The organism is Staphylococcus cornubiensis, from assembly GCF_900183575.1.
GTDB classification, from domain to species: Bacteria; Bacillota; Bacilli; order Staphylococcales; family Staphylococcaceae; genus Staphylococcus; species Staphylococcus cornubiensis.
Window position 1 is genome coordinate 1 of record NZ_FXUZ01000021.1, and the last position, 21183, is coordinate 21183.

The following is a 21183-nucleotide window of genomic DNA, read 5'->3' on the forward strand; positions in this document are numbered from 1 at the left end:
GAGTGTTTGCGTCCGACTTCCTTCAGATTCCACTTCGCAATGGACACCCTTGTCTTTCGCTAACAGTTCCTACTACCAAGCCTGTAACGGACTTTCACCGTCAAGATGTTACCCATGCCGGGCGCACTAAAAAAGACAGCACATGTTCAATCGTCATGCGCTGTCTTTTCCTTTTATGATTCAAATGTATCTTTGACTTTTTTACCTGTAAATACAATCTCTTGTCTTAATACTTCGACTTCGCCTTGCTCATTTTCGATAAACACAGGCTTTTCAAATCGTTTAACTGGCATATAGCCTGCTGCACGCATTCTTGCTAAACAGTCTTGAATGGATTCATCAGGTTCAACTTTAAATTTCATCTGTATCATACGCCTTTACTTTTTTACTTCTAACACCTTTAACCCAGAAACCACCGTGGATATTTCGGGGTTCATAAGCAATAATGAATGCTTTCGGATCCAATTGTTTAATCGTGTCCATTAATTTCAATTCGTAACGGCGCGGTGTTAAAATTTGCATTACTAAGCGATCACCATCACGGCCATGTGCACCAAAGTGTGTGACACCGTATCCTAATGCACGCAACTGTCTAGGTAAATCTAATTCGTAGTCCGCTGTAGTCACATTAACAACAGAATATCCGAGTGCGAGCTTCTCTTCTATTTTCATACCTACAATAATCCCCACTGAGAAACCTAGGGCATAAGCGATAATATTTTGAAATTGATCTAAACTCGACATCACCAAACCTAAACCGATAATATAGACAAACACTTCTACAAAACTCACAAGTGCCGCAACATAACGGTAACCCTTTAACGTTAATATCACGCGCATTGTAAGTGCCGTGACATATGCAACGTTAATGACGAAAATGGCAATGAGCATTAGCCAAGGATTGTCATTGATAAAACTCATACGCACCCTCTTTTCCTTTTAAAAATCTAGCTCATTGTATCAAGTTCTATTATATTTGTCATTACTTATCTGATTTAGGCCATGAAAAGCGTGTATAAGCCAATTCACGTTTATGTGCATTTCTGACATAATGACGTTCAATGACCTCTGCATCTTCTGGTGATACGACTTTACCTTCAAGATAATCATCAATCGCTTCATAAGTCACACCCAAAGCTTCTTCGTCCGGTAGTTGCGGTTTATCATCTTCCAAATCCGCAGTCGGTACCTTTTCATATAAATGCGCGGGTGCCTCTAAATATTGCAACAATTGACGGCCTTGACGTTTGTCTAAACCGAATAACGGCGCAATATCTGCTGCACCATCACCGTGCTTTGTGAAAAAGCCGGTAATATTTTCTGCCGAATGATCAGTTCCGACCACGATACCGCTCGTATTCGCCGCTATGGCATATTGTACTTTCATACGTTCACGCGCTTTTTCATTCCCTTTATGAAAATCACTTAATGTAATTCCCGCTTCTTTTAAAGACTGTACACTTTGATCCACAGCCGGCTTAATATTCACAGTGACAATACGGTCAGGATTAATAAATTTCAATGCATCTTCTACTTCTGCTGCATCTTTTTGTACTCCGTAAGGCAACTTCACTGCGATAAATTGAATATCTCTACCCGAAGCTGTTCTCATATCTTCTACTGCCAATTGAACAAGTTTTCCTGCTAATGTGGAATCTTGACCTCCTGAAATGCCGAGCACCAACGTTTTAACAAAGGTGTGGGCATGAAGGTATTGTTCAATAAAATGTTGAATTGCTTTGATCGTTTCTGCGCTATCAATCATTGGTTGAACTTTCATTTCTTCAACGATCATCGCTTGCATTTTACTCATGGTCATACGTTTCTTCCATCTCCTTCACATTTTCAGCGACTTCGAAAATGCGTTTTTGTTTATTTTCCCAACATAATGTACTTAAATCGACAGGATATTCTTCAGGATTTAAGTAACGCTTGTTTTCTTCCCATAAATATTCCAAGTTGTTTTGTAAATCTTTTTTTGCTTCCATTTCTGACGGACAATCATACACTAACTCACCGTCTTTAAAAATATCATGGTGTAAATCAATCGCTTTAAAGTTTTTAATACGTTTCATTTTATACGTGTGTATCGGATGAAACATTTTCAAAACGTTTTCTTCGTTCGGGTCCTCATGATCTAACGTAATATAGTCCCCTTCTGATTTGTTCGTTTTCGTATTAATAATGCGGAACACTTTCTTTTTACCTGGCGTTGTCACTTTTTCAGCATTATTCGATAATTTAATACGATCGACCAATTGACCTTCATCATTCTCTACAGCTACTAATTTGTACACTGCACCTAATGCGGGTTGTTGATAAGCAGTAATTAATTTCGTACCGACACCCCAAGAGTCAACCGCAGCGCCTTGTGCTTTTAAGCTACTGATCGTCTGTTCATCTAAATCATTTGACGCGATAATTTTCGCATCTTTAAAACCAGCTTCATCTAGCATTTGACGTGCTTTTTTCGATAAATACGCAATGTCACCTGAATCTAAACGAATACCAATGAAATTAATACGGTCTCCTAACTCTTTTGCGACACGTATTGCATTGGGCACACCTGATTTTAATGTGTGGAATGTATCGACAAGAAACACACAATTACGATGGCGCTCTGCATATTTTTTAAATGCAGTATATTCATCACCATACGTTTGAACAAATGCATGTGCGTGTGTGCCAGAAACAGGAATATTGAAAAGTTTTCCAGCACGTACGTTACTTGTTGAGTCAAAACCTCCAATAATCGCAGCACGCGCCCCCCACAATGCAGCATCAAATTCATGCGCACGTCTTGTACCAAATTCCATTAGTACGTCATCTACAGCAACTTGTTTAATAATACTTGCTTTCGTGGAGATAAGGGTTTGGAAGTTAATAATATTAAGCAATGCGGTTTCAATCAATTGTGCTTGAATGAGTGGTGCTTCAATGCGCATCAGTGGTTCGTTATTGAAACAGAGCTCGCCTTCTTTCATTGAACGGATATTGCCCGTAAATTTTAAATCGGCTAAATAGCTTAAAAAGTCATCTTGATAACCGATTGATTTCAAATATGCGATGTCTGTCTCTGAAAAGTGTAGATTTTGGATGAATTGAATGACACGTTGTAAACCATTAAATACTGCATAGCCACTTCCGAATGGCATGTTTCTGAAGTATAAATCGAATACAGCTTTACGCTCATGGATACCATCAAACCAATAAGATTCGGCCATATTAATTTGATATAAATCATTATGTAACATTAAACTATCATCTTTGTATTGATACATGATTTACTCCTTTTATTTTTTTTCTTATTATTGCTATCATATCACACAATAAGAAAGGTTTCTTGGGTTTAATCGTTTCGTTTTTATGGTCTCAAAAATAAAATTTATTCGTTGTACTTATCTTCCAGATTGCAGAACTTGCCCTCGCTTTCCTAGGCGCTCACTTCAACTAACCAACGCTTTGATTCAACTGTTACAGAAAGGAAAGCGTTGGTGGATTTTCAGTTTCGCTTTAATGCCTCAGGAGTCTCGGGCTGTTCTGCCTTCTTTTTCGCATCAAACTTTTTTATGCGAATGCCTTATCAACAGTGATGTTTCCTTTCTGCTCGTATATTATTAGCCATTTTTTCTTTCAAAATAGTCATCTTTTTTGATCCATGGTCTAAAATGATTACAAATTTTCGCTTCAGCTAAGACTCAAATAGCGCTCTATTCCCTATTTGCTACTCATTAAAGTCAAACAATATTATGACAATTACAATAATCATTTCAAAGGTGAATTGAATTTCATTATAATAACGTTGAGGTGGGGAATATGCTAAAAGAAGCACAAGCATTTATTAAACAAATGTATGAGGAATTAAATTTACCTACAACTGAACGTGATGCGCGATTAAGAGAAATAGAACAAGCCATTCATACGACAGGTACATATCGACATACAACAGAGGAACTGACATACGGTGCGCGTGTTGCTTGGCGTCATTCTAATCGCTGTATAGGTCGTTTATTTTGGGAAAGTTTGAAAGTCATTGATGCTCGAGAAGTTAAGACGGAAGCACCGTTTCTCGAATCGATTGAAACACATATTAAAACAGCGACTAATGGGGGGCGTATCAAACCTTGCATTACCATCTATGCACAATCAGAAGAAGCTGGACCAAAAATTTGGAATAATCAGCTGATTCGTTATGCGGGTTATGAATCAAAAGGTGACCCGAGCGAAAAACAAATCACACAACTTGCACAACATTTAGGGTGGACCGGTGCGCATACTGACTTTGATGTATTGCCATTGATTTATCAACTTCCTGATCAACCGTTGAAATATTTTGACTATCCATCAGATTGGATTTTGGAGGTGCCGATTACACATGCTCAATTTCCAAAAGTGTCAGCGTTAGGTCTTAAATGGTATGCTGTGCCAATTATTTCTAACATGGATTTAAAAATTGGCGGTATTACTTATCCAACAGCGCCTTTTAATGGATGGTATATGGTGACTGAAATTGCTGTCCGAAATTTTACAGATACGTATCGCTATAATTTGTTAGAAACATTTGCGACAGCGATGGGCTTTACTGATTTACGAAATGCTACTTTTAATAAAGATCGGGTGCTTGTTGAAATTAATGATGCCGTTTTACAATCTTTCAAAAAGTCTGGCGTGTCCATGGTTGATCATTTAACAGCTTCTAAACAGTTTGAAAAATTTGAGGAAGCTGAAGCACGCAAAGGTAGAACGGTCACAGGAAAATGGTCATGGCTCGCACCACCGCTGTCACCTACTTTAACTGCAAATTATCATCACGGTTTTTCAAATGAAACACGTGAACCGAACTTTTTTTATAAGAAAAATACATCAACGGGCTGTCCTTTTCACTAACATCATGTAAAATAAAGTCAATTCATGTGAAAGGAATGATGTCATGACACTTTTCTATCTTGGTCCTAAAGGTACATTTTCATATTTAGCAGCTTTAAAATTACAATCTCAAACGAATCAAGCGGAACAATTGGTTGAACGTTCTAATTTATATGAAGTGATGTCATCCTTACAAAAAGATTCATCAGCAAGTGCCATTGTACCGATTGAAAACTCTATTGAAGGTACAATTAATGTCATTGCCGACTCACTTATCGAACAGAATTTTGTCATCATTGAGGAAATCATATTAGATATTGCGTTCGCATTATATGGTTTACCTCAACAGTCCATTACGGATATTGAACGTGTTTATTCAATTAGCCCTGCAATTAGTCAGACACAAAAATTCATCCATGAACAGCAGTTTGATTATGATTATACGACGAGTACTGTAGCTTCACTCGACAAAATTGATGCAAAAACTGGAGCAATCGCACCTCTCGGAAGCGGAGAAATGTATGGCTATGAAGCTCTCGCGACACACATTGAGGATTACCCACATAACATGACGCGTTTTCTCGTATTAAAACATGCTTCAGAAGTGACAAATCAAATCGGCTCTGAATGTTTATTAGTCATTACACCAACAGAAGATAAACCAGGACTACTTGCGAGCATTTTGAACACTTTTGCGATGTTTCAAGTCAATTTGAAATGGATTGAATCACGTCCACTCAAAACACAATTAGGCATGTATCGCTTTTTCGTTCAAGCAGAATGCCCAGATACGACTGTATTAAACAAAATATTAACGATTTTAGAAACGCTTGATTTTAAAATTAAAAACTTAGGACGCTTTCACTAAAAAATTGCATATGGGGATGGGACAAAAAACTTATGTTGCATGTTGTTTCTGTCCCATCCTTATTTAACTTATACACTTTTATCTGTAATGAGCGCGGTGACGTGTTTTTCATTCCATTGAGGTACTTGTTCATTATTTAAAATCGCGATGTCATGTACACCTGTTAATTGTGCGACTTGATGACCCCCTAAAAATGTATTGCTCATAATATTCACATTTGTATGAGGCGCATCTTGATGACTTCGAATGTGTAAGACATCTTTTGATCGATTATTGATAAAATCGTTATTCATAATGTACAAACCGTCCCCTCCTTGTTTGCCTTCCTGGTCCCCTTCTAATGTAAATGCATTTTTGCCTTGATGTACACCTAAGTAGCGAATTCCACCTGCACAATTTAAAAATAGATTATCTTGAATAAAGATGTTTTTCCCTTTTAACGGCGTCAAAGCATAATCTTGCGTGTCTTCAAAAACATTGTGTTGAATGGTAATATTTTCATAAAAACGATTCAAACGCGTCGCATGAGAACCTATCGCACGATTCCAACTTTGCATCTGACCTTCAAATGAATTGCCAAAGTAACAATGTTCGATAACCGCATTTTTCGTAATCGTCCCATCATTCACCCCAAATTTTGGAAACGCGCCTTCTACAAATAAATCTAACTGTACCGCTTCTGAAAACCAACGTTCTCCACTCACATCATAAAAACCAATAAACTGACAGTGGTGCACGTGTAAACCATCCAGTCCACAAGCATCAATCCCATGACCACCGACTACATTTTTAATAGTTAAATGGCAAATTTCAATTTCTCGTGCATGACCGATACACATTGCGGTATTATTGTAAGGGTAATGTACGCCGTTCATATTCCAAATACCGCCTTGAATTTTAATGTGACTGTTGCCATTGTATTGATAATAGCGTTTTAAGCGCGAACCATTTTTAAGCAATGCATCTTTTCCAATTCTTAACATCTCGGCGTCAGGGGCTAATATGAGCGTCGTCCCTTCATAAATTTTTAATGCTTTTGCGATATGATAAGTACCGCTAGGAATGTAGACAGTAATCGGTCCTTTTTTGGCTTGATTGAGGGCGCGTTGTATGCCCCAAGTATCCAAAAGTCGATTCTGGCCTATTGCACCAAAATCTAAAACATTTATTTTCATATGCGTGCCTTCCTTTCGCTATTAAGTTATACTTATTATACTGTTGTTTAATCTTTATACCACTTTTAGGAGAGAATGAAATGTCAAATAAAGCTTTAGTTGTTGTTGATTATTCGTATGATTTTGTTGCAGATGATGGTAAACTGACTTGTGGTGCGGCTGGTCAAGCAATTGAGCCGTACATTGTGGAACGAATTAAATCTTACCACGAAGCACAAGATAATATCTTTTTCATGATGGATTTACATTTTGAAGATGATCCTTACCATCCTGAGACAAAATGTTTCCCACCACACAATATTAAAGGGACTAAAGGTAGAGAATTGTATGGTGAAGTGAAAGCATTATATGATACGATAAAAGATAGCGCACATGTTTATTTTATAGACAAACGCCGTTACGATTCATTTTACGGTACCCCTTTAGATAGTATGTTACGCGAACGACAAGTCGACACAATTGAAATTGTCGGTGTATGTACAGATATTTGTGTCTTACACACTGCAATTAGCGCGTACAACTTAAACTATCAATTAATCATCCCTAAAAAAGGTGTCGCTACATTTAATGAAGCAGGACATCAATGGGCATTAACACATTTTAAAACGACATTAGGCGCTCAGGTAGAATAATTGATATTCGCCGTGCTAAAATAGAACTGAAATTTAGAATATGAATAAGGAGATTTAATAATGACAACTTATATTTTTGGTCATCAAAACCCAGACACTGATGCCATTTCTTCAGCAATCATAATGGCAGATTTCGAACAACAACATGGAAACAAGGAAGCTAAAGCATTTCGTATTGGTGAGTTAGGTCCTGAAACTCAATATGCGTTAGATTATTTCAACGTAGAAGTTCCAGAATTTTTAACAGATGACTTAACTGGGCAAGACGTCATTTTAGTTGACCATAATGAGTTTCAACAAAGCGCTCACAACATTGAAAAAGCGAATATTAGACACGTCATTGATCATCACAGAATCGCGAATTTCGAAACAGCAGGTCCGCTTTATTATCGTTCGGAACCTGTTGGCTGTACAGCTACAATTTTGTATAAAATGTATAACGAGCGCAATTACGAAATTCGTCCGGAAATTGCAGGTTTAATGGTTTCTGCAATTATTTCAGACAGTTTATTATTCAAATCCCCAACATGTACACAACAAGATATTGATGCAGCACAAGCACTTGCTAAAATCGCTAATGTGGATTTAGAAACATATGGTTTAGAGATGTTAAAAGCAGGTGCCTCTACAACGAATAAAACTGAAGATGAGTTGTTAAACACAGATGCAAAATCTTTCAGTATGGGCGACCACACAGTTCGTATCGCACAAGTCAACAGTGTAGATGTTGAAGAAGTTTTCGCTCGTCAAGAAGCACTTGAAAACGCAATGAATAAAGCAAGTGCTGAAAATAGCTACGACACATTTATCCTTGTCGTAACAGACATCATTAATAGTAATTCAAAAATTCTCGTAGTTGGTGCAGAACAAGAGAAAATCGCACAAGCGTTCAACACAACTTTAGAAAATCACACGGCATTTTTACCAGGCGTTGTCTCACGTAAAAAACAAATTGTACCGCCAATTACAGAAGCATTATCATAATTTAAAAATATAAACAAAGGTGTGATAACATGTCTGATCAAGTTAAAGCAGGACATAATAAGTTTTATTACGGTGAAACTGAGAATAAGCCGGAAGCACAAATTTTATTTTCTTACTATGATACAAATGTGATTGATGTTTATAGTACTTATGTGAGTCCTTCTTTACGTGGTGGTGGCGTGGCGAAACAATTGTTTGATGCTGTCATTGAAAAAGCAAAAAATGAAAACTTGAAAATCATTCCATCTTGTAGTTATGTGGCGCATCAATTCGAACGTGATGCCTCATTAGCACCTTACAGAGCGGAAAAGTAATAGACTTAACTCAATTGGGATTGAGACATGAAAATCGTGTCTCAATCCTTTTTATTATTCCATTTATTATAAAGATTTACTTTAAGACTGTATTTCATAACAAGATAAAAACATGTCACTCAACCGGAATATGTTGATATTGTATGGTACCCTCTAGCGTCTGTATTGTAACGGAATATGTTACAATCATACATAATGACTGATATTGACGATAGCAAACAAAGTAATGTAAGAACGCCTCTACTTCACGCTATCTTGACTGATGAATAATATTTGATTTCTTGAAAGGAGCTTTTGATATTGAATCCATTTCAGACACAATTCGATGCAACACAACGCTATTTCAAATCACATGCGACACGTTCGCTCAAAACACGCAAAAAAGCTTTAAAACAATTAGCCAAACAAATCAAGTTGCACGAACAAGAGATTTTAGACGCCCTCAAACAAGATTTAGGTAAAAATGAAGTCGAAGCGTATGGGACAGAAATCGGTTATACACTTAACAATATTCGTTACATGCGTAAAAATTTATCTAAATGGGCGAAAAAGCAAGCAGTCGACACACCTTTTTTCCTCTTTCCGGCAAAAAGTTTTATTGTCCAAGAACCTTTAGGCACTGTTTTAATTATTGGTCCTTTTAATTACCCTATTCAATTAATTTTCGAACCTTTAATCGGCGCAATCGCTGCTGGTAATACTGCGATTGTAAAGCCATCTGAATTAACGCCAAACGTTGCTGCTGTGATTGAAAAGATCATTTCAGATGCATTAGATGTTGAATATGTCTCAGTTGCGCAAGGCGATGCCAAAACGATTCAATCTTTATTGCAATTGCCATTTGACCACATTTTCTTCACGGGAAGTCAAAAAGTGGGCAAAATCGTCTATGAAGCAGCAGCAAAACAATTGATTCCTGTAACATTAGAGCTCGGTGGCAAATCACCTACGATTATTGACAAAACTGCCAATTTAAAAGTAGCAAGTGAACGTATCTGCTTCGGTAAATTTATGAATGCAGGCCAAACATGTGTAGCGCCGGATTACGTTCTGATTGATGAAACGATTAAAGACGATTTTATTGAAGCACTCACATCGACCATTCGTGAATTTTATGGTCAACATCCAATCAATAGTGAAGATTTCGGGCGTATTGTAACTGACCGCCATTTCAATCGATTAGCACATCTTTTAACGGCACATCAATCTAACATTATTCTCGGCGGTGAAACGGTACCCGAACAACGCTATATTGCACCCACACTACTTGACCATGTTCAAGCTGATGATCCCATTATGCAAGAAGAAATATTCGGCCCAATTTTACCAATTCTCACATATCGAGAATTTGATGAAGTAATTGCATTTGTTCAGTCGAAACCTAAGCCATTATCACTTTATTTATTTAGTGAAGATGAAAATGCTACAACACGCATTTTGAATGAATTATCGTTTGGCAGTGGTGCTATTAATGATACGATTTTACAATTAGCCAATCCAAAGTTACCTTTTGGTGGTGTCGGCGCTTCTGGTATTGGACGCTACCATGGAAAGTATTCATTTGAGACGTTTTCGCATCAAAAGCCTTATATTTTTAAAACGACAAAGTTAGAGACAGGCTTATTGTTTCCACCGTATAAAGGTAAACTCGGTTACGTGAAGAAACTTTTTAAGAAATAAAGCAGTGAGCAAGTTTAAGAAATTCAAAAATCAAAAGCATCAAGAATTCCATGTTAAACTACACCTTTTTTTGATTTCTTATCGCTGTTATTTACTTTAAAACTAATAAGAACAGGCTAGGAAAACTTGAAATGCCCCTAGCCTGTTCGTTATTTTTCTATCGCATTATAAATGTGTTTCGTCTAAAAATTTAACACATACGCCTTCTGGTGCTGTTTGTTGATCGTCTGTCTTTGTTAATTGACCTGTATCGAGGTCGCGTTTAAATACGACAACTTCTGAATTTTCTTCTTGATGCGCGACTACAAGATAAGCATCGTCTTCTGTAATGTTAAAATCTCTTGGAAATGCGCCGCCACTTGAAATAATGTCGACCAACTCAAGTTTTGCTCCATCTTCCAACAATTTAAAGATTGCAATACTGTCATGACCACGGTTACTCACGTATAAGAAACGTTGATCGTGAGACACACGGACAGCAGCTAATTTAGTTGGTAATAGAAAATCTTCAGGAATCGTTAAATGACGTTCCAATTCTGAAAAACGACCATCTTCATATGACATCACAACGACAGTGTTTGATAATTCATTGACAACATAAGCATAACGCCCTGTTTTGTGGTACGCGATATGTCTTGGTCCGTCACCTGGTTCCATTGCTGTACGGTGTGCCACTTCTAAACCTTGGTCACCATAATGATATGTCACTAATAAATCAGCACCTAAGTCAACAGCGACCACATATTTATGTTCAGGTGTCACATCTAAATAATGGACATGTGACTGCTCTTGTCTATCAACATTAGGACCGTGTGGATAATCGTGAAACACTTCTTCAATTAAGCGCGAAATACGGTTATTTTCTGCATCTAATTCATAAATACGTGCCACGCCATCACCATAAACCGCTTCAAATACATATTTCCCATCTGGTGACACTGCGACATAACAGCCAGAGCCTTTAAATGATTCCAATGACTCACCTGTTTTTTCAAGACTGCCATCTTGTTTAATTTTAAATGTCGCTAAGCCGGCATTTTTATCATTTTTCGTAATTCCGATTAATGTATCTTGATGTTGAACAAGATATGTTGACGCATTCAGTTCATACCCTGTTTCAACTGTTTCGATACGTCCTTGTTGTTCATCGAGATCAAATCGATAAATGCCTTTACCGTCTTTTTTCGTATAAGAACCTATATAACCTTTTACCATGGCATGCATCCCTCCATTTTTCTTACGTCTATCTTACCAAATTTATATGATGAGACACACGAGAAAAGTTTTATATCTCAATACTTTGTATACCTCATTTCAATAAAAAAAGCGAGATTGAAATCTAATCACCTCATAGACTTCATATACTCGCTTTCTTTAATCAAAAAATCGTAAACCCAGTTTTAACTTAAAAGAATCGTTTATCGTTATTATCAGCTAATAATTGTTTTTAGCCTTGGTTTGCTTCGATATCAGCAATAATTTCTTTCGTTTTGCTTTCGATTTCTTCAAAGTCTTTTTTAAATACATATGTCAACACTGCTAAACCAAGACCGACAACGCCTGTAATCACTAATGTTGTAACAAATAAAAACTTAAATAGTCCCTTAATGAAATTCCACATAACTCTTCACCTCTAAATTATTGATGTTACTATTATCATATCATAAAAATACGACATCATTAAACTTATACCCCAATCTCGACTTTATTAATCAGAAATCAATTCAATTTTTATAATCAATGTGTTACATTATCATTATAAAGAATAATGAAAGAGGGCTTTTAAAATGCCATATATATCATTAGTAAGTTCATGGAAAAACAATGATATTGAAAGTATTGAGGATATGGTAGATGATCGTGTAGCTGCATATTATGTGAATGAGTTGGGAGAACCACAGTCACTCACAAAATCCACAGTCATTGATATGTTGCGAAAACGTATGAATCAAATTGCGCAAATGAAAGATACACAATGGAATTTTGAAATGATTCATCGGGCGCAAATCAATGACGATCAAATGATTATCTTTTATGTGTACTCAGTAGAAAATCCAGATTATCAAAAAACATCAAAAACACTTGTCGCTTTGACATTTGGGGACAACCAATCTGTGAATCATCGTATTAAAACGATTTATATTACAACTAATGTCAAAGAAGTCCATCCATCATAGCTATAAACTTCAATGCATACTGTCCTATATTTATCACTTATTTCACACAATGCGTTTTGTCAATCTTGTCCAAATAGGTTCAACTAACACCTTCAATAGTCGCGTAGTTAGAAATTCAAACCTTTTATACGTAAGAAATCCCCTTTTCGTTTAAATGAACTTAGATTACTGTACTTAAAATACATTCATATCAGGCTTTTTCATGTCTAACTTAGCTTGTTAGAGCGGGACGATAAAATCTTATGATGAGGTTTTCATCCCGCTTCTATTAGCTTAAAATCATCAAACTACCGAAAAGAGCCGAGATACAAATTATCTCAGCCCCACGCATTCATCCTTCATATTCAACTGTTAACCACTGACTTAGCTGTTTTCCCGTGTAACCTCACTTGCTTACTACTATTATGTTTCATTTATAATCTATTCGACGTGCTTACGTGAACGTTTCGTGTTATAGTGAACTTCATATTCTGAATAAAAATAATGTGATAGGCATTCGTGAAAGCTTTAAAAGTAGTCCTTATTGCGTTCATTATTTAGTGAAATTTTTATAGAACCAGCGTTTAGCTTTAAAATAGTATTCCCACATACTCATCACCCCACTCTAAATGATATAGTTTTCCAATTTTTTAAATGTTAAAGTAAGTATAGTAAAGGAATGTGTCAAATACCATTAAGGAAATATTACAACATTTTAACAAATTATGTTATACAGATGTCAGAAAGGATGAATCCACATGCAAAAAGTGTCATCAGACGTTTTAACATTTCGCGGCACTCACTATGATTATGGTGTCACAACAGGACAATGGCTCAAGCAAACTGCCATGTTGAAAAATCGAGAAAAGGAATGGAAAAAGCGTGTCCCTCGTTTTGACATCGATGTAGAAGCAACCTATCAAATTTTCCAACAATTTGCGCCCAAAATATGGGATGAGATTCAAGGGATTCAAGATGTGTTAAAGATACCTACGCGACAAGCGATTTTAAATTTTGCGCATTATCGTTTTACGACTTTACCTGATAGTGGTTGCTCAGTTTATGTTGGACCTGATTATTTAGTTCGCAACTACGATTATCACCCCGCAACTTACGATGGACGTTATCAATTGTTTCAACCGACTGATGGGGGTTATGCGCAAATTGGTCCCATGTCACGTACAACTGGCCGTATGGATGGCATGAATGAGCACGGTTTAGTCATGGCGTATAATTTTATGCATCGTAAAAAACCTGCAAACGGCTTTGTATGTTATATGATCGGTCGCTTAGTATTAGAATATTGTCGTAACGTTGAAGAAGCGATTCAATTTTTAAAAGCCTTGCCACATCGAAGCTCATTCAGCTATATTGTGCAGGATAAAACAGGTGCACACGCCATTGTCGAAGTGACACCACGAGGCATAGATGTCCGTTATGATACAACGTGCACAAATCATTTCAAGCTGCTTACACATGAAAACCGCAACTATACGAAAGAGTCTGAAGAACGGTTAGCTCGACTGGAGACACAAGTTCAACATTCCGAACAATCACGCTTCGACATTTTCAAGCGTTTCAACGATCCACAATATGAGCTCTATAGCAAGCTGTTCAAAAGCTGGAGTGGCACGATTCACACTACAATGTACGAACCCCGTAACCTTTATGCATGGATCACATTAGGTGAAAATCAATCCCCTATCAAATTTGATTTCGGGGCTTGGCTAGAAGGTCACCCATTAGAAACATCCGTGTTAGAAGGTCACATTGATACAGACATTCATTTTGCGACACATTAATCCGCTTACGCATATAAAAACAGGGCTTGGAACATAATCGATATGCTCCTGCCCTGTATTTTTAGTTATTCGACAGTGATATCGCCACGTGTCGTATAAAGTTCTATTTTATGTTCGCCTGTCCCGTTTTTACCTTTTTTAATCTGTTGGTTGTGAATGGTAGCTTTGCCTTTTTCAGGGTTAAGTGACAGCATGACATCGCTCGGAGATTGTTCATATCCTAAGTAAATGTCACCATCTTTAACCGAACTTTTGAAGTCGCAATCCGTCTGCATATCTTTTAAGTGAATGTGACCGCTATCCAATTTGAAAATACTGTTGGTAAGCAACGTCTTTTCACCATCAATCTTGCCTTGTTTAATATTAAACTCACTCTTCTCTATATGGCTGTTTTCAATATTAACAAGTGATTCATTTGCGCTAAACTTCGAATGCGACACTTGACTGTTTTGAATATTTAATTCGCCATTATCCCCATTCCAAAGTGTAGCATTTTCAATTTTTACACCGTCCATCGCAATTGTACCTAAATTCGAAGTGATGTCCAGTTCTTTTAATTGCGATTTCGGAATACCGATTTCCAACTGCCCCTCTGCATTATTAAATGGGTTGAGATTCGGTGTGCGAAAACCTGAACGATTCATTTCAGTAATGGTTAACACTTGGCTTTGCTTTGAAATTTTCATATCTTGTTTCCCTTCATAAGAGATATGAAAATCATCACTGTTTACAATTTTAATATTTGTCGCATCAACGTTAATGACAAGTTGATTAATATCATCTTTAGCAAACGTTTTGTCTATTTTTTCTACAGATTGTTCCTTCTTTTCAAAACCAAACCACACTGCTGTACCGAGAATAAAACAAATTAAAAAGCAACTGAGTCCAAATAAAAATAACTTTCTCATGACTGTGATGTTCCTTTTTTAATAAAATTGACATTCCATTTTAAATATTTGATAAGCCACTTTCTAATGGTCGAAATAAGTTTCACGATGATAACGATAAACATCACCCCAAGACCTAAATAAGCAAAGCTAAATAAATAGTTACTTAAGGAAAATGTAAACAAGCCCGACCAAATATCTGTTACTAGTAGTAATAATGGTGATAACAGCATACCTAAAGCGACAAATGTTCCTACAAGTATCAATAAACCTACAAAGAACAATGGAATTAAAATGAAAAATAATGTAATCATACTCATGCCAATTGTTGCGAATACAGCACGCACTAAATGGTTAACATCAGGTTTCTTTTCCGCATTTTTGACTGCATACTTTGCATAACGTTGCTTTGCGATTTGTTTTGGTGTATCGAGAGAATTTACGATGGCTTCATCCGATTTGCCGTTTAATCCTTCACGATAAAAATGGTTTTCATATTCATCCATCACTTCGTCTACGATATGATTGGGCAATCGATGTAATTGATACTCTAATTCATTCAAAAACGTAATCTTATCCACCGCATCTCCCCCCTTTTTTATGTTTTATTACCCAAATTATAAGGAGTTGCGTTATAAAATTAAACACTTTTAGAAGATTTGTATTGTAAATGTCATAATCTTAATTTGTCGTAATCTTTTTAATTTTCTTCAAAATCATACACTGGTATAATAATAAAAAAGGGAGGGGTCTTTTATGGCACATTTAAGAACATATTATGCAGAAGCTAAACCTTTCGAACAATATATTCAAGATATGGAACAAAACCAAGCAGAAGTTTTAAACATTTATCAAGACTTTGACATGCCAACAGATGATGAGAGAATTGAAAAAATTAAAGCAAAAGGCTACCGATATGTCCTTGTGATTACAGAGGATTGGTGTGGCGATGCAATGATGAACAATCCTATTTTGAAGCATATTGCAGAACAAGCACATTTAGAAGTTCGCGCATTTTATCGTGATGACAACACAGATTTAATCGACCAATATTTAACAAATGGTAAATCACGCTCAATTCCAATTTATATTTTCATGAATGAGAAGTTTGAACAAAAGGCGGTCTGGGGTCCACGTGCTTTGAATGTCCAAAAATTTGTAGACGAATTACGTAAAGACGCACTACCAGACAAACAGGATCCGAGCTTTGAAGAAAAACAAAAAGAAGTACATCTCAAGATTCGTGAACGTTATTTAACAGATGCATCGTTTTGGAATGATGTGTATGAATCGATTATGTCTAGGCTCGTTTAAACGTTGAAGTGATCGACGTAGATAATTTTTAGAGGTTTTTACTGTAAATTTAGCAAATGCAATTGTCATTATAAATTTAAAACAGGGCCCGGAAATTTGAATAAACCGGCCCTGTTTTTTTAGTTGTTAACTTATACGAACAAACTGAGGAAGAGTACGAATAGTACACCACTCACTGAAATAATTGTTTCGATAAGTGACCATGTTAAAAATGTTTCTTTAACCGTTAAACCGAAATACTCTTTGAACATCCAGAAACCGGCATCGTTGACATGCGAGCAGAAAATACTTCCTGCGCCAATCGCTAATACAACAAGTGCTAAATTCACATCTGCAGTTTGTAATAGCGGTAAAACAATACCCGTTGTTGAGATAGCTGCTACCGTCGCTGAACCGAGTGCAAGTCGTAAAATCGCTGCGACAAGCCATGCTAAAATAATTGGTGAAATGTGCACATCTGTAAATATCTTTTCAATGGCACCGCCAACGCCACCATCAATTAAAACTTGTTTAAACGCACCACCTGCACCGATAATGAGTAACATCATACCAATCGGATAAATCGCTTGTGTTAAAGTATTCATTACTTGTTTTGTTGGAATACCACGACGAAGCCCCATGCTGAAAATAGCGAATACAACAGCTATTAACATGGCTGTACCTGCACTACCAATAAAGTAAACGATACTTTCAATTGTATTATGCGCTTTACCTTCATGCCCTGAAATCAGTTGCCAAAGTGTAGCAAATAACATGAGTAATACAGGTAAAAGTGCTGTAAATGTACTTAATCCGAAGCTTGGTAATTCTTCTTTTTCGAATGACTTCGTAGCACCTAATGATGAAATATCGCCTTCACGTTGAAAGGCTGATGGTGTTAACCGTGGTGCTACTTTCGCAAAAAGTGGTCCTGCAATAATCGTAACTGGTATGGCAACAATAAAACCGTATAACAAAACTTCCCCAATATTTGCTCCTAATTCTTTTGCGATAACGACTGGACCTGGATGTGGTGGTAAAAACCCGTGTGTAACTGATAAAGCTGTTACCATCGGCATACCGACTTTTAATTGAGACACATTCATACGTTTTGCAATGGTAAAAACAAGTGGAATTAATAAGACAAGTCCTACTTCGAAAAATAACGCAATCCCGATAATAAATGAAGCAAGGACCATCGCCCACTGTACATATTTTTTGCCAAGCTTAGCAATTAAAGTGTCCGCAATTTGTGTCGCGCCACCGCCATCAGCAAGCAATTTACCGAGCATCGCACCGAGACCAAAAATTAAAGCGATATGACCTAGTGTACCGCCCATACCGTTCTCAATCGTTGCAACAATTTTATCAAATGGCATACCGAGTAAAATACCGGTAACCATTGCTGTAATGACAAGTGCAACAAACGTGTTTAACTGAAATTTCATAATTAATAATAATAAAATTAAAATTGCAATAACCACACTCAACAGCGGCCAAATTTCTTGAAACATAATATCCCCTCTATTCTTTATTCATTTCTAGATCGCGTTGAAACTGTGCTAAAGTTTGATAAGATGCACCTAAATCTCGACTAATTTGAATAAAAATAGCCGCAAGTTTTTGATACACTTCGACATGATTTTCTTCTGGTTGGTGTTCATGTGTCGCACCTACCCATGATTTCACAATGTCATAATTATCAATTTGTTGAAGTGCTTTTAACCCTAAAACACAAGCACCGAGACAAGAACTTTCATAACTTTTTGGTATTTCAACATTCGTGTTAAAAATATCAGCCATCATTTGGCGCCATAAATGACTTTTTGAGAAGCCACCTGTCGCTTTAATCGATTGTGGTGACGTTCCGATAACTTCAATTAATGCTAAAAAGACTGTATATAAATTGAATAATACGCCTTCCATAACTGCACGAATCATATGTTCTTTCTGATGTGATAATGTCAGTCCAATAAATGACCCACGTGCATCAGATGTCCATAATGGCGCACGTTCACCTGTTAAATAAGGATGGAATAGCAATCCTTGTGCACCCGGTGAAACATTTTGTGCAATGCGAGACATCACATCATACGTTTCAATGCCTAATCGTTTAGCTGTCTCTATTTCACTCGCCAACAACTCATCTCGCAACCAACGCAAGACGACACCTCCATTATTCACAGGTCCGCCAATCACATAATGTTCATCATCAAGCACATAACAGAAAATGCGACCCTTTTCATCAATAACAGGATGATCGACGACGGTACGTATCGCGCCTGATGTCCCAATCGTAATGGCTACTTCTCCTGGTTCAAAACTATTCACACCTAAGTTAGACAGTACACCATCACTCGCTCCGACAATGATAGGTAAATCTCGACGTAAACCGAGTTTTTCAGCAATATCATTATCTTTTAACTCGAGCGCATGCGTTGTCGACACTAAAGTTGGTAGTTTGGAATCCGAAATTTCTAGTAATGACAGCACTTGTTCATCCCAAAATTTATCTTTTAAATTGTACAACCCTGTCGCAGAAGCAATCGAAGCATCCATCACCCATTTGCCAGTCAATTGATAAATGACATACGATTTAATATCGACATAGCGTGTTGCCGCTTCAAAGAGTGCTGTTTCATCTTGTTTCAGCCACCATAATTTACTTAATGGGGACATCGCATGTATGGGCGTACCTGTACGTTGATAAATGGCATGTCCGTCATGATGATTCAACAAATCTTCAGCTGCAAAACGCGCACGATTATCCGCCCATGTCATACTTTTAGTCATGGGACGTTGCTGTTCATCAATGAGTAATAAACTATGCATTTGTGCACTAAATGAGATAAACTGAAGTGCATCTTGTTGAACTTCTCCTTTATACACTACTTCTGAGATTGTTTCTGTCACTGCTTTCACGATTATATCTGGATCTTGTTCTGAAACATCAACACGCGGGGTGTACAATGCATATTCAATCTGTGCTTTTTGTTGCACTTCTCCATGAGTATTAAACAATACCGCTTTCGTACTCGTAGTTCCAATATCGACACCAATCATATATTTTTCCATAGTGATACACCTTTCTTTAATATTACTGAGCCCAAAATGCGCCTATATCATTATTTAAATCATTAAAATTTGCCTCAAACGCTTTATACATCAGTGCTCTATCTTTTTGTTCAACTGCCGCAACAAACAGCTCGTGGTTTTGAATGACACGTTCAAAATCATCAAAATCCTCTTCCATTCGCTTTTTCATCCCAATATAATTCAGACATAACATCGTTGGCATAATTTGCTTCCATAAATGTGTTAAATAATGATGATCACACGCAAAAACCATTAATTCATGAAACTTCAAGTCATTTTCAGTAAAACTTGCTGCATCTTTATATTGTATGTTCACTTTCATCATGGCTAATGCTTGATTCATTGATTTTACAATTTCCATCCAATCTGGGCGTTGAATCACCTTCGTGAAAGCAAATGCTTCAATCATCAGCCGAATATCAGTAAGTTCTTGACGTTGCTTATCTGTAAAAGGGATAATTTCAGCCCCCATACGTTCCAAACGAATCAATCGCTCTTGCGCTAAAATTTTGAACGCATCTCTTACAGGTGAACGACTCACTTGAAACTCATTCGCCACTTGATTTTCAGTTAATAATTTATGAGTTGAACGCTCGCCATTAATAATACTCAAACGTATAGACGCAGCGATAGCCTCACCTTTCGATAAATAAGTCAGCCATTGTTTAGGAATTTCCATCTCATCACCCCTAACTTGTATACAAGTATTCTAATCCAAAATCCAATTCATGTAAACGCTTACGCACAACTTTTTAATTTCCTTGTTTTTATAGTCAATCAATACAGATCACATATGACTTTTAAATATTACCAAATAATTCAAAATTAATCTCAAACATAAAAAAAAGACACCACCTCGAGGAAAAAGTGTGTCATGATACTCCATAATAACAATAAAAACCACGCCACTTTTTTGAGTCATATCACTTTTGACTGCAAAAAAACGCGCAAGACTCCTGAGGCATTTGCTGAAACTGAAAATCCATTTTTGCTTCACTGTTTTTTCAATAAGCAAAAATGAGTTGAAGTTTCAGCGCCTCGGAAAGCGCTCTACAATTTACTATCAACACTAAACATCCAAAGTAAAAATCACTCCACTTTTTTGAGCAGAGTGATTTTTCTGATTGCCAACCGGGGACGAGACTCCTGAGGCTTTAAGCCGAAACCGAAAATCCACTAACGCTTCCATCAATATAGCAGTGGGATGAAAGCGTTAGTTAGTTGAGGTGAGGCGTGATCTGGCCCCCGCCGACTTTACACTGAAAAATAAAAAGTGTAGAGACAGGAGTGAATTGGCATGAGGCATCATTATAAGATATCTGCTGAAACTTATTTGAAGATATTCGAGTATATAGAGGATAATAATTGTTCTGTAAGTATGGCTGTGAGGGCATTAGGTGTAGATGTTTCCTCCTATTGGGCCATGAAAA

22 protein-coding genes are annotated in these 21183 nt (G+C 36.9%); 10 read left to right on the forward strand and 12 right to left on the reverse strand.

Annotation, left to right across the window (positions count from 1 at the left end; all coding sequences use genetic code 11):
* Positions 1–173 precede the first annotated feature (173 nt).
* The 4 genes from CCE82_RS11795 to CCE82_RS11810 all read right to left on the reverse strand — a co-directional run bounded on the left by CCE82_RS11795 (position 174) and on the right by CCE82_RS11810 (position 3281).
* On the reverse strand, positions 174–362 hold the full coding sequence (locus tag CCE82_RS11795) for an NETI motif-containing protein (protein WP_086429555.1): 189 nt from the start codon (positions 360–362) through the stop codon (positions 174–176).
* Positions 352–921, reverse strand: a complete 570-nt coding sequence (locus CCE82_RS11800; protein WP_086429556.1) for a DUF2179 domain-containing protein — start codon at positions 919–921, stop codon at positions 352–354. The genes CCE82_RS11795 and CCE82_RS11800 overlap by 11 nt, the downstream gene beginning before the upstream one ends.
* Positions 922–982: 61 nt before the next feature.
* Complete coding sequence (nadE, locus tag CCE82_RS11805) at positions 983–1813, reverse strand: ammonia-dependent NAD(+) synthetase (protein ID WP_086429575.1); 831 nt, start codon at positions 1811–1813, stop codon at positions 983–985.
* A complete protein-coding gene (locus tag CCE82_RS11810; RefSeq protein WP_086429557.1) occupies positions 1806–3281 on the reverse strand; it encodes a nicotinate phosphoribosyltransferase in 1476 nt (491 codons plus the stop codon). Before CCE82_RS11810 ends, nadE begins: the two co-directional genes overlap by 8 nt.
* Positions 3282–3556: 275 nt before the next feature.
* Here CCE82_RS11810 and CCE82_RS13435 point away from each other — a divergent pair, with 275 nt between their 5' ends.
* From CCE82_RS13435 to CCE82_RS11820, 3 genes are all read left to right on the forward strand, one after another.
* Complete coding sequence (locus CCE82_RS13435; protein WP_420822124.1) at positions 3557–3655, forward strand: colicin E1 family microcin immunity protein; 99 nt, start codon at positions 3557–3559, stop codon at positions 3653–3655.
* Positions 3656–3816: 161 nt separating this feature from the next.
* Complete coding sequence (locus CCE82_RS11815; RefSeq protein WP_086429558.1) at positions 3817–4887, forward strand: nitric oxide synthase oxygenase; 1071 nt, start codon at positions 3817–3819, stop codon at positions 4885–4887.
* Positions 4888–4930: 43 nt separating this feature from the next.
* Positions 4931–5734, forward strand: coding sequence for a prephenate dehydratase (locus CCE82_RS11820; RefSeq protein ID WP_086429559.1), 804 nt, complete (start codon positions 4931–4933; stop codon positions 5732–5734).
* Positions 5735–5802: 68 nt separating this feature from the next.
* Here CCE82_RS11820 and CCE82_RS11825 read toward each other — a convergent pair whose 3' ends face one another.
* Positions 5803–6909 carry a glycosyl hydrolase family 28-related protein gene (locus CCE82_RS11825; protein WP_086429560.1) on the reverse strand — a complete coding sequence of 369 codons (1107 nt, stop codon included), beginning with the start codon at positions 6907–6909 and terminating at the stop codon, positions 5803–5805.
* 80 nt (positions 6910–6989) lie between these two features.
* Between CCE82_RS11825 and CCE82_RS11830 the strand changes: the two genes are divergently transcribed.
* The 4 genes from CCE82_RS11830 to CCE82_RS11845 all read left to right on the forward strand — a co-directional run bounded on the left by CCE82_RS11830 (position 6990) and on the right by CCE82_RS11845 (position 10519).
* Complete coding sequence (locus CCE82_RS11830; protein ID WP_086429561.1) at positions 6990–7541, forward strand: cysteine hydrolase family protein; 552 nt, start codon at positions 6990–6992, stop codon at positions 7539–7541.
* A 57-nt stretch (positions 7542–7598) separates the two neighbouring features.
* Positions 7599–8525 carry a manganese-dependent inorganic pyrophosphatase gene (locus CCE82_RS11835; RefSeq protein ID WP_206184392.1) on the forward strand — a complete coding sequence of 309 codons (927 nt, stop codon included), beginning with the start codon at positions 7599–7601 and terminating at the stop codon, positions 8523–8525.
* A gap of 29 nt (positions 8526–8554) precedes the next feature.
* A complete protein-coding gene (locus CCE82_RS11840) occupies positions 8555–8839 on the forward strand; it encodes a GNAT family N-acetyltransferase (protein ID WP_086429563.1) in 285 nt (94 codons plus the stop codon).
* 300 nt (positions 8840–9139) lie between these two features.
* Entirely contained in the window at positions 9140–10519 is a 1380-nt protein-coding gene (locus CCE82_RS11845) for an aldehyde dehydrogenase (protein ID WP_086429564.1), read from the forward strand.
* 165 nt (positions 10520–10684) lie between these two features.
* Here CCE82_RS11845 and pglS read toward each other — a convergent pair whose 3' ends face one another.
* Both pglS and CCE82_RS13100 read right to left on the reverse strand, forming a co-directional pair.
* Positions 10685–11734: a 6-phosphogluconolactonase gene (gene pglS / locus CCE82_RS11850; protein WP_086429565.1), complete on the reverse strand. Its 1050-nt coding sequence runs from the start codon at positions 11732–11734 to the stop codon at positions 10685–10687.
* Positions 11735–11966: 232 nt separating this feature from the next.
* Complete coding sequence (locus tag CCE82_RS13100; RefSeq protein WP_086429566.1) at positions 11967–12140, reverse strand: hypothetical protein; 174 nt, start codon at positions 12138–12140, stop codon at positions 11967–11969.
* A gap of 166 nt (positions 12141–12306) precedes the next feature.
* Here CCE82_RS13100 and CCE82_RS11860 point away from each other — a divergent pair, with 166 nt between their 5' ends.
* Positions 12307–12696: a hypothetical protein gene (locus tag CCE82_RS11860; RefSeq protein WP_086429567.1), complete on the forward strand. Its 390-nt coding sequence runs from the start codon at positions 12307–12309 to the stop codon at positions 12694–12696.
* Positions 12697–13433: 737 nt separating this feature from the next.
* Positions 13434–14477, forward strand: a complete 1044-nt coding sequence (locus CCE82_RS11865; RefSeq protein ID WP_086429568.1) for a C45 family autoproteolytic acyltransferase/hydrolase — start codon at positions 13434–13436, stop codon at positions 14475–14477.
* 65 nt (positions 14478–14542) lie between these two features.
* On the opposite strand, the gene CCE82_RS11870 is transcribed toward CCE82_RS11865, so the two are convergent.
* Together CCE82_RS11870 and CCE82_RS11875 are read right to left on the reverse strand one after the other, a co-directional pair.
* The gene (locus CCE82_RS11870) at positions 14543–15385 is read right to left on the reverse strand and encodes a DUF4097 family beta strand repeat-containing protein (RefSeq protein ID WP_086429569.1); all 843 of its coding nucleotides are present in this window, start codon (positions 15383–15385) and stop codon (positions 14543–14545) included.
* Positions 15382–15945 carry an HAAS signaling domain-containing protein gene (locus tag CCE82_RS11875; RefSeq protein ID WP_086429570.1) on the reverse strand — a complete coding sequence of 188 codons (564 nt, stop codon included), beginning with the start codon at positions 15943–15945 and terminating at the stop codon, positions 15382–15384. The genes CCE82_RS11870 and CCE82_RS11875 overlap by 4 nt, the downstream gene beginning before the upstream one ends.
* A 175-nt stretch (positions 15946–16120) precedes the next feature.
* On the opposite strand from CCE82_RS11875, the gene CCE82_RS11880 reads away from it, so the two are divergent.
* Entirely contained in the window at positions 16121–16678 is a 558-nt protein-coding gene (locus tag CCE82_RS11880; protein ID WP_086429571.1) for a thioredoxin family protein, read from the forward strand.
* Positions 16679–16809: 131 nt separating this feature from the next.
* On the opposite strand, the gene CCE82_RS11885 is transcribed toward CCE82_RS11880, so the two are convergent.
* Genes CCE82_RS11885 through CCE82_RS11895 form a run of 3 tightly spaced genes read right to left on the reverse strand, consistent with a single transcriptional unit; the run spans position 16810 to position 20432 of the window.
* Positions 16810–18171, reverse strand: coding sequence for a gluconate:H+ symporter (locus tag CCE82_RS11885; RefSeq protein WP_086429572.1), 1362 nt, complete (start codon positions 18169–18171; stop codon positions 16810–16812).
* Between the two features lie 10 nt (positions 18172–18181).
* Positions 18182–19732 (reverse strand): gluconokinase, encoded by a 1551-nt coding sequence (gene gntK / locus CCE82_RS11890; RefSeq protein ID WP_086429573.1) that lies wholly within the window; start codon positions 19730–19732, stop codon positions 18182–18184.
* 22 nt (positions 19733–19754) lie between these two features.
* Positions 19755–20432, reverse strand: coding sequence for a GntR family transcriptional regulator (locus CCE82_RS11895; RefSeq protein ID WP_086429574.1), 678 nt, complete (start codon positions 20430–20432; stop codon positions 19755–19757).
* Between the last annotated feature and the right edge of the window lie 751 nt (positions 20433–21183).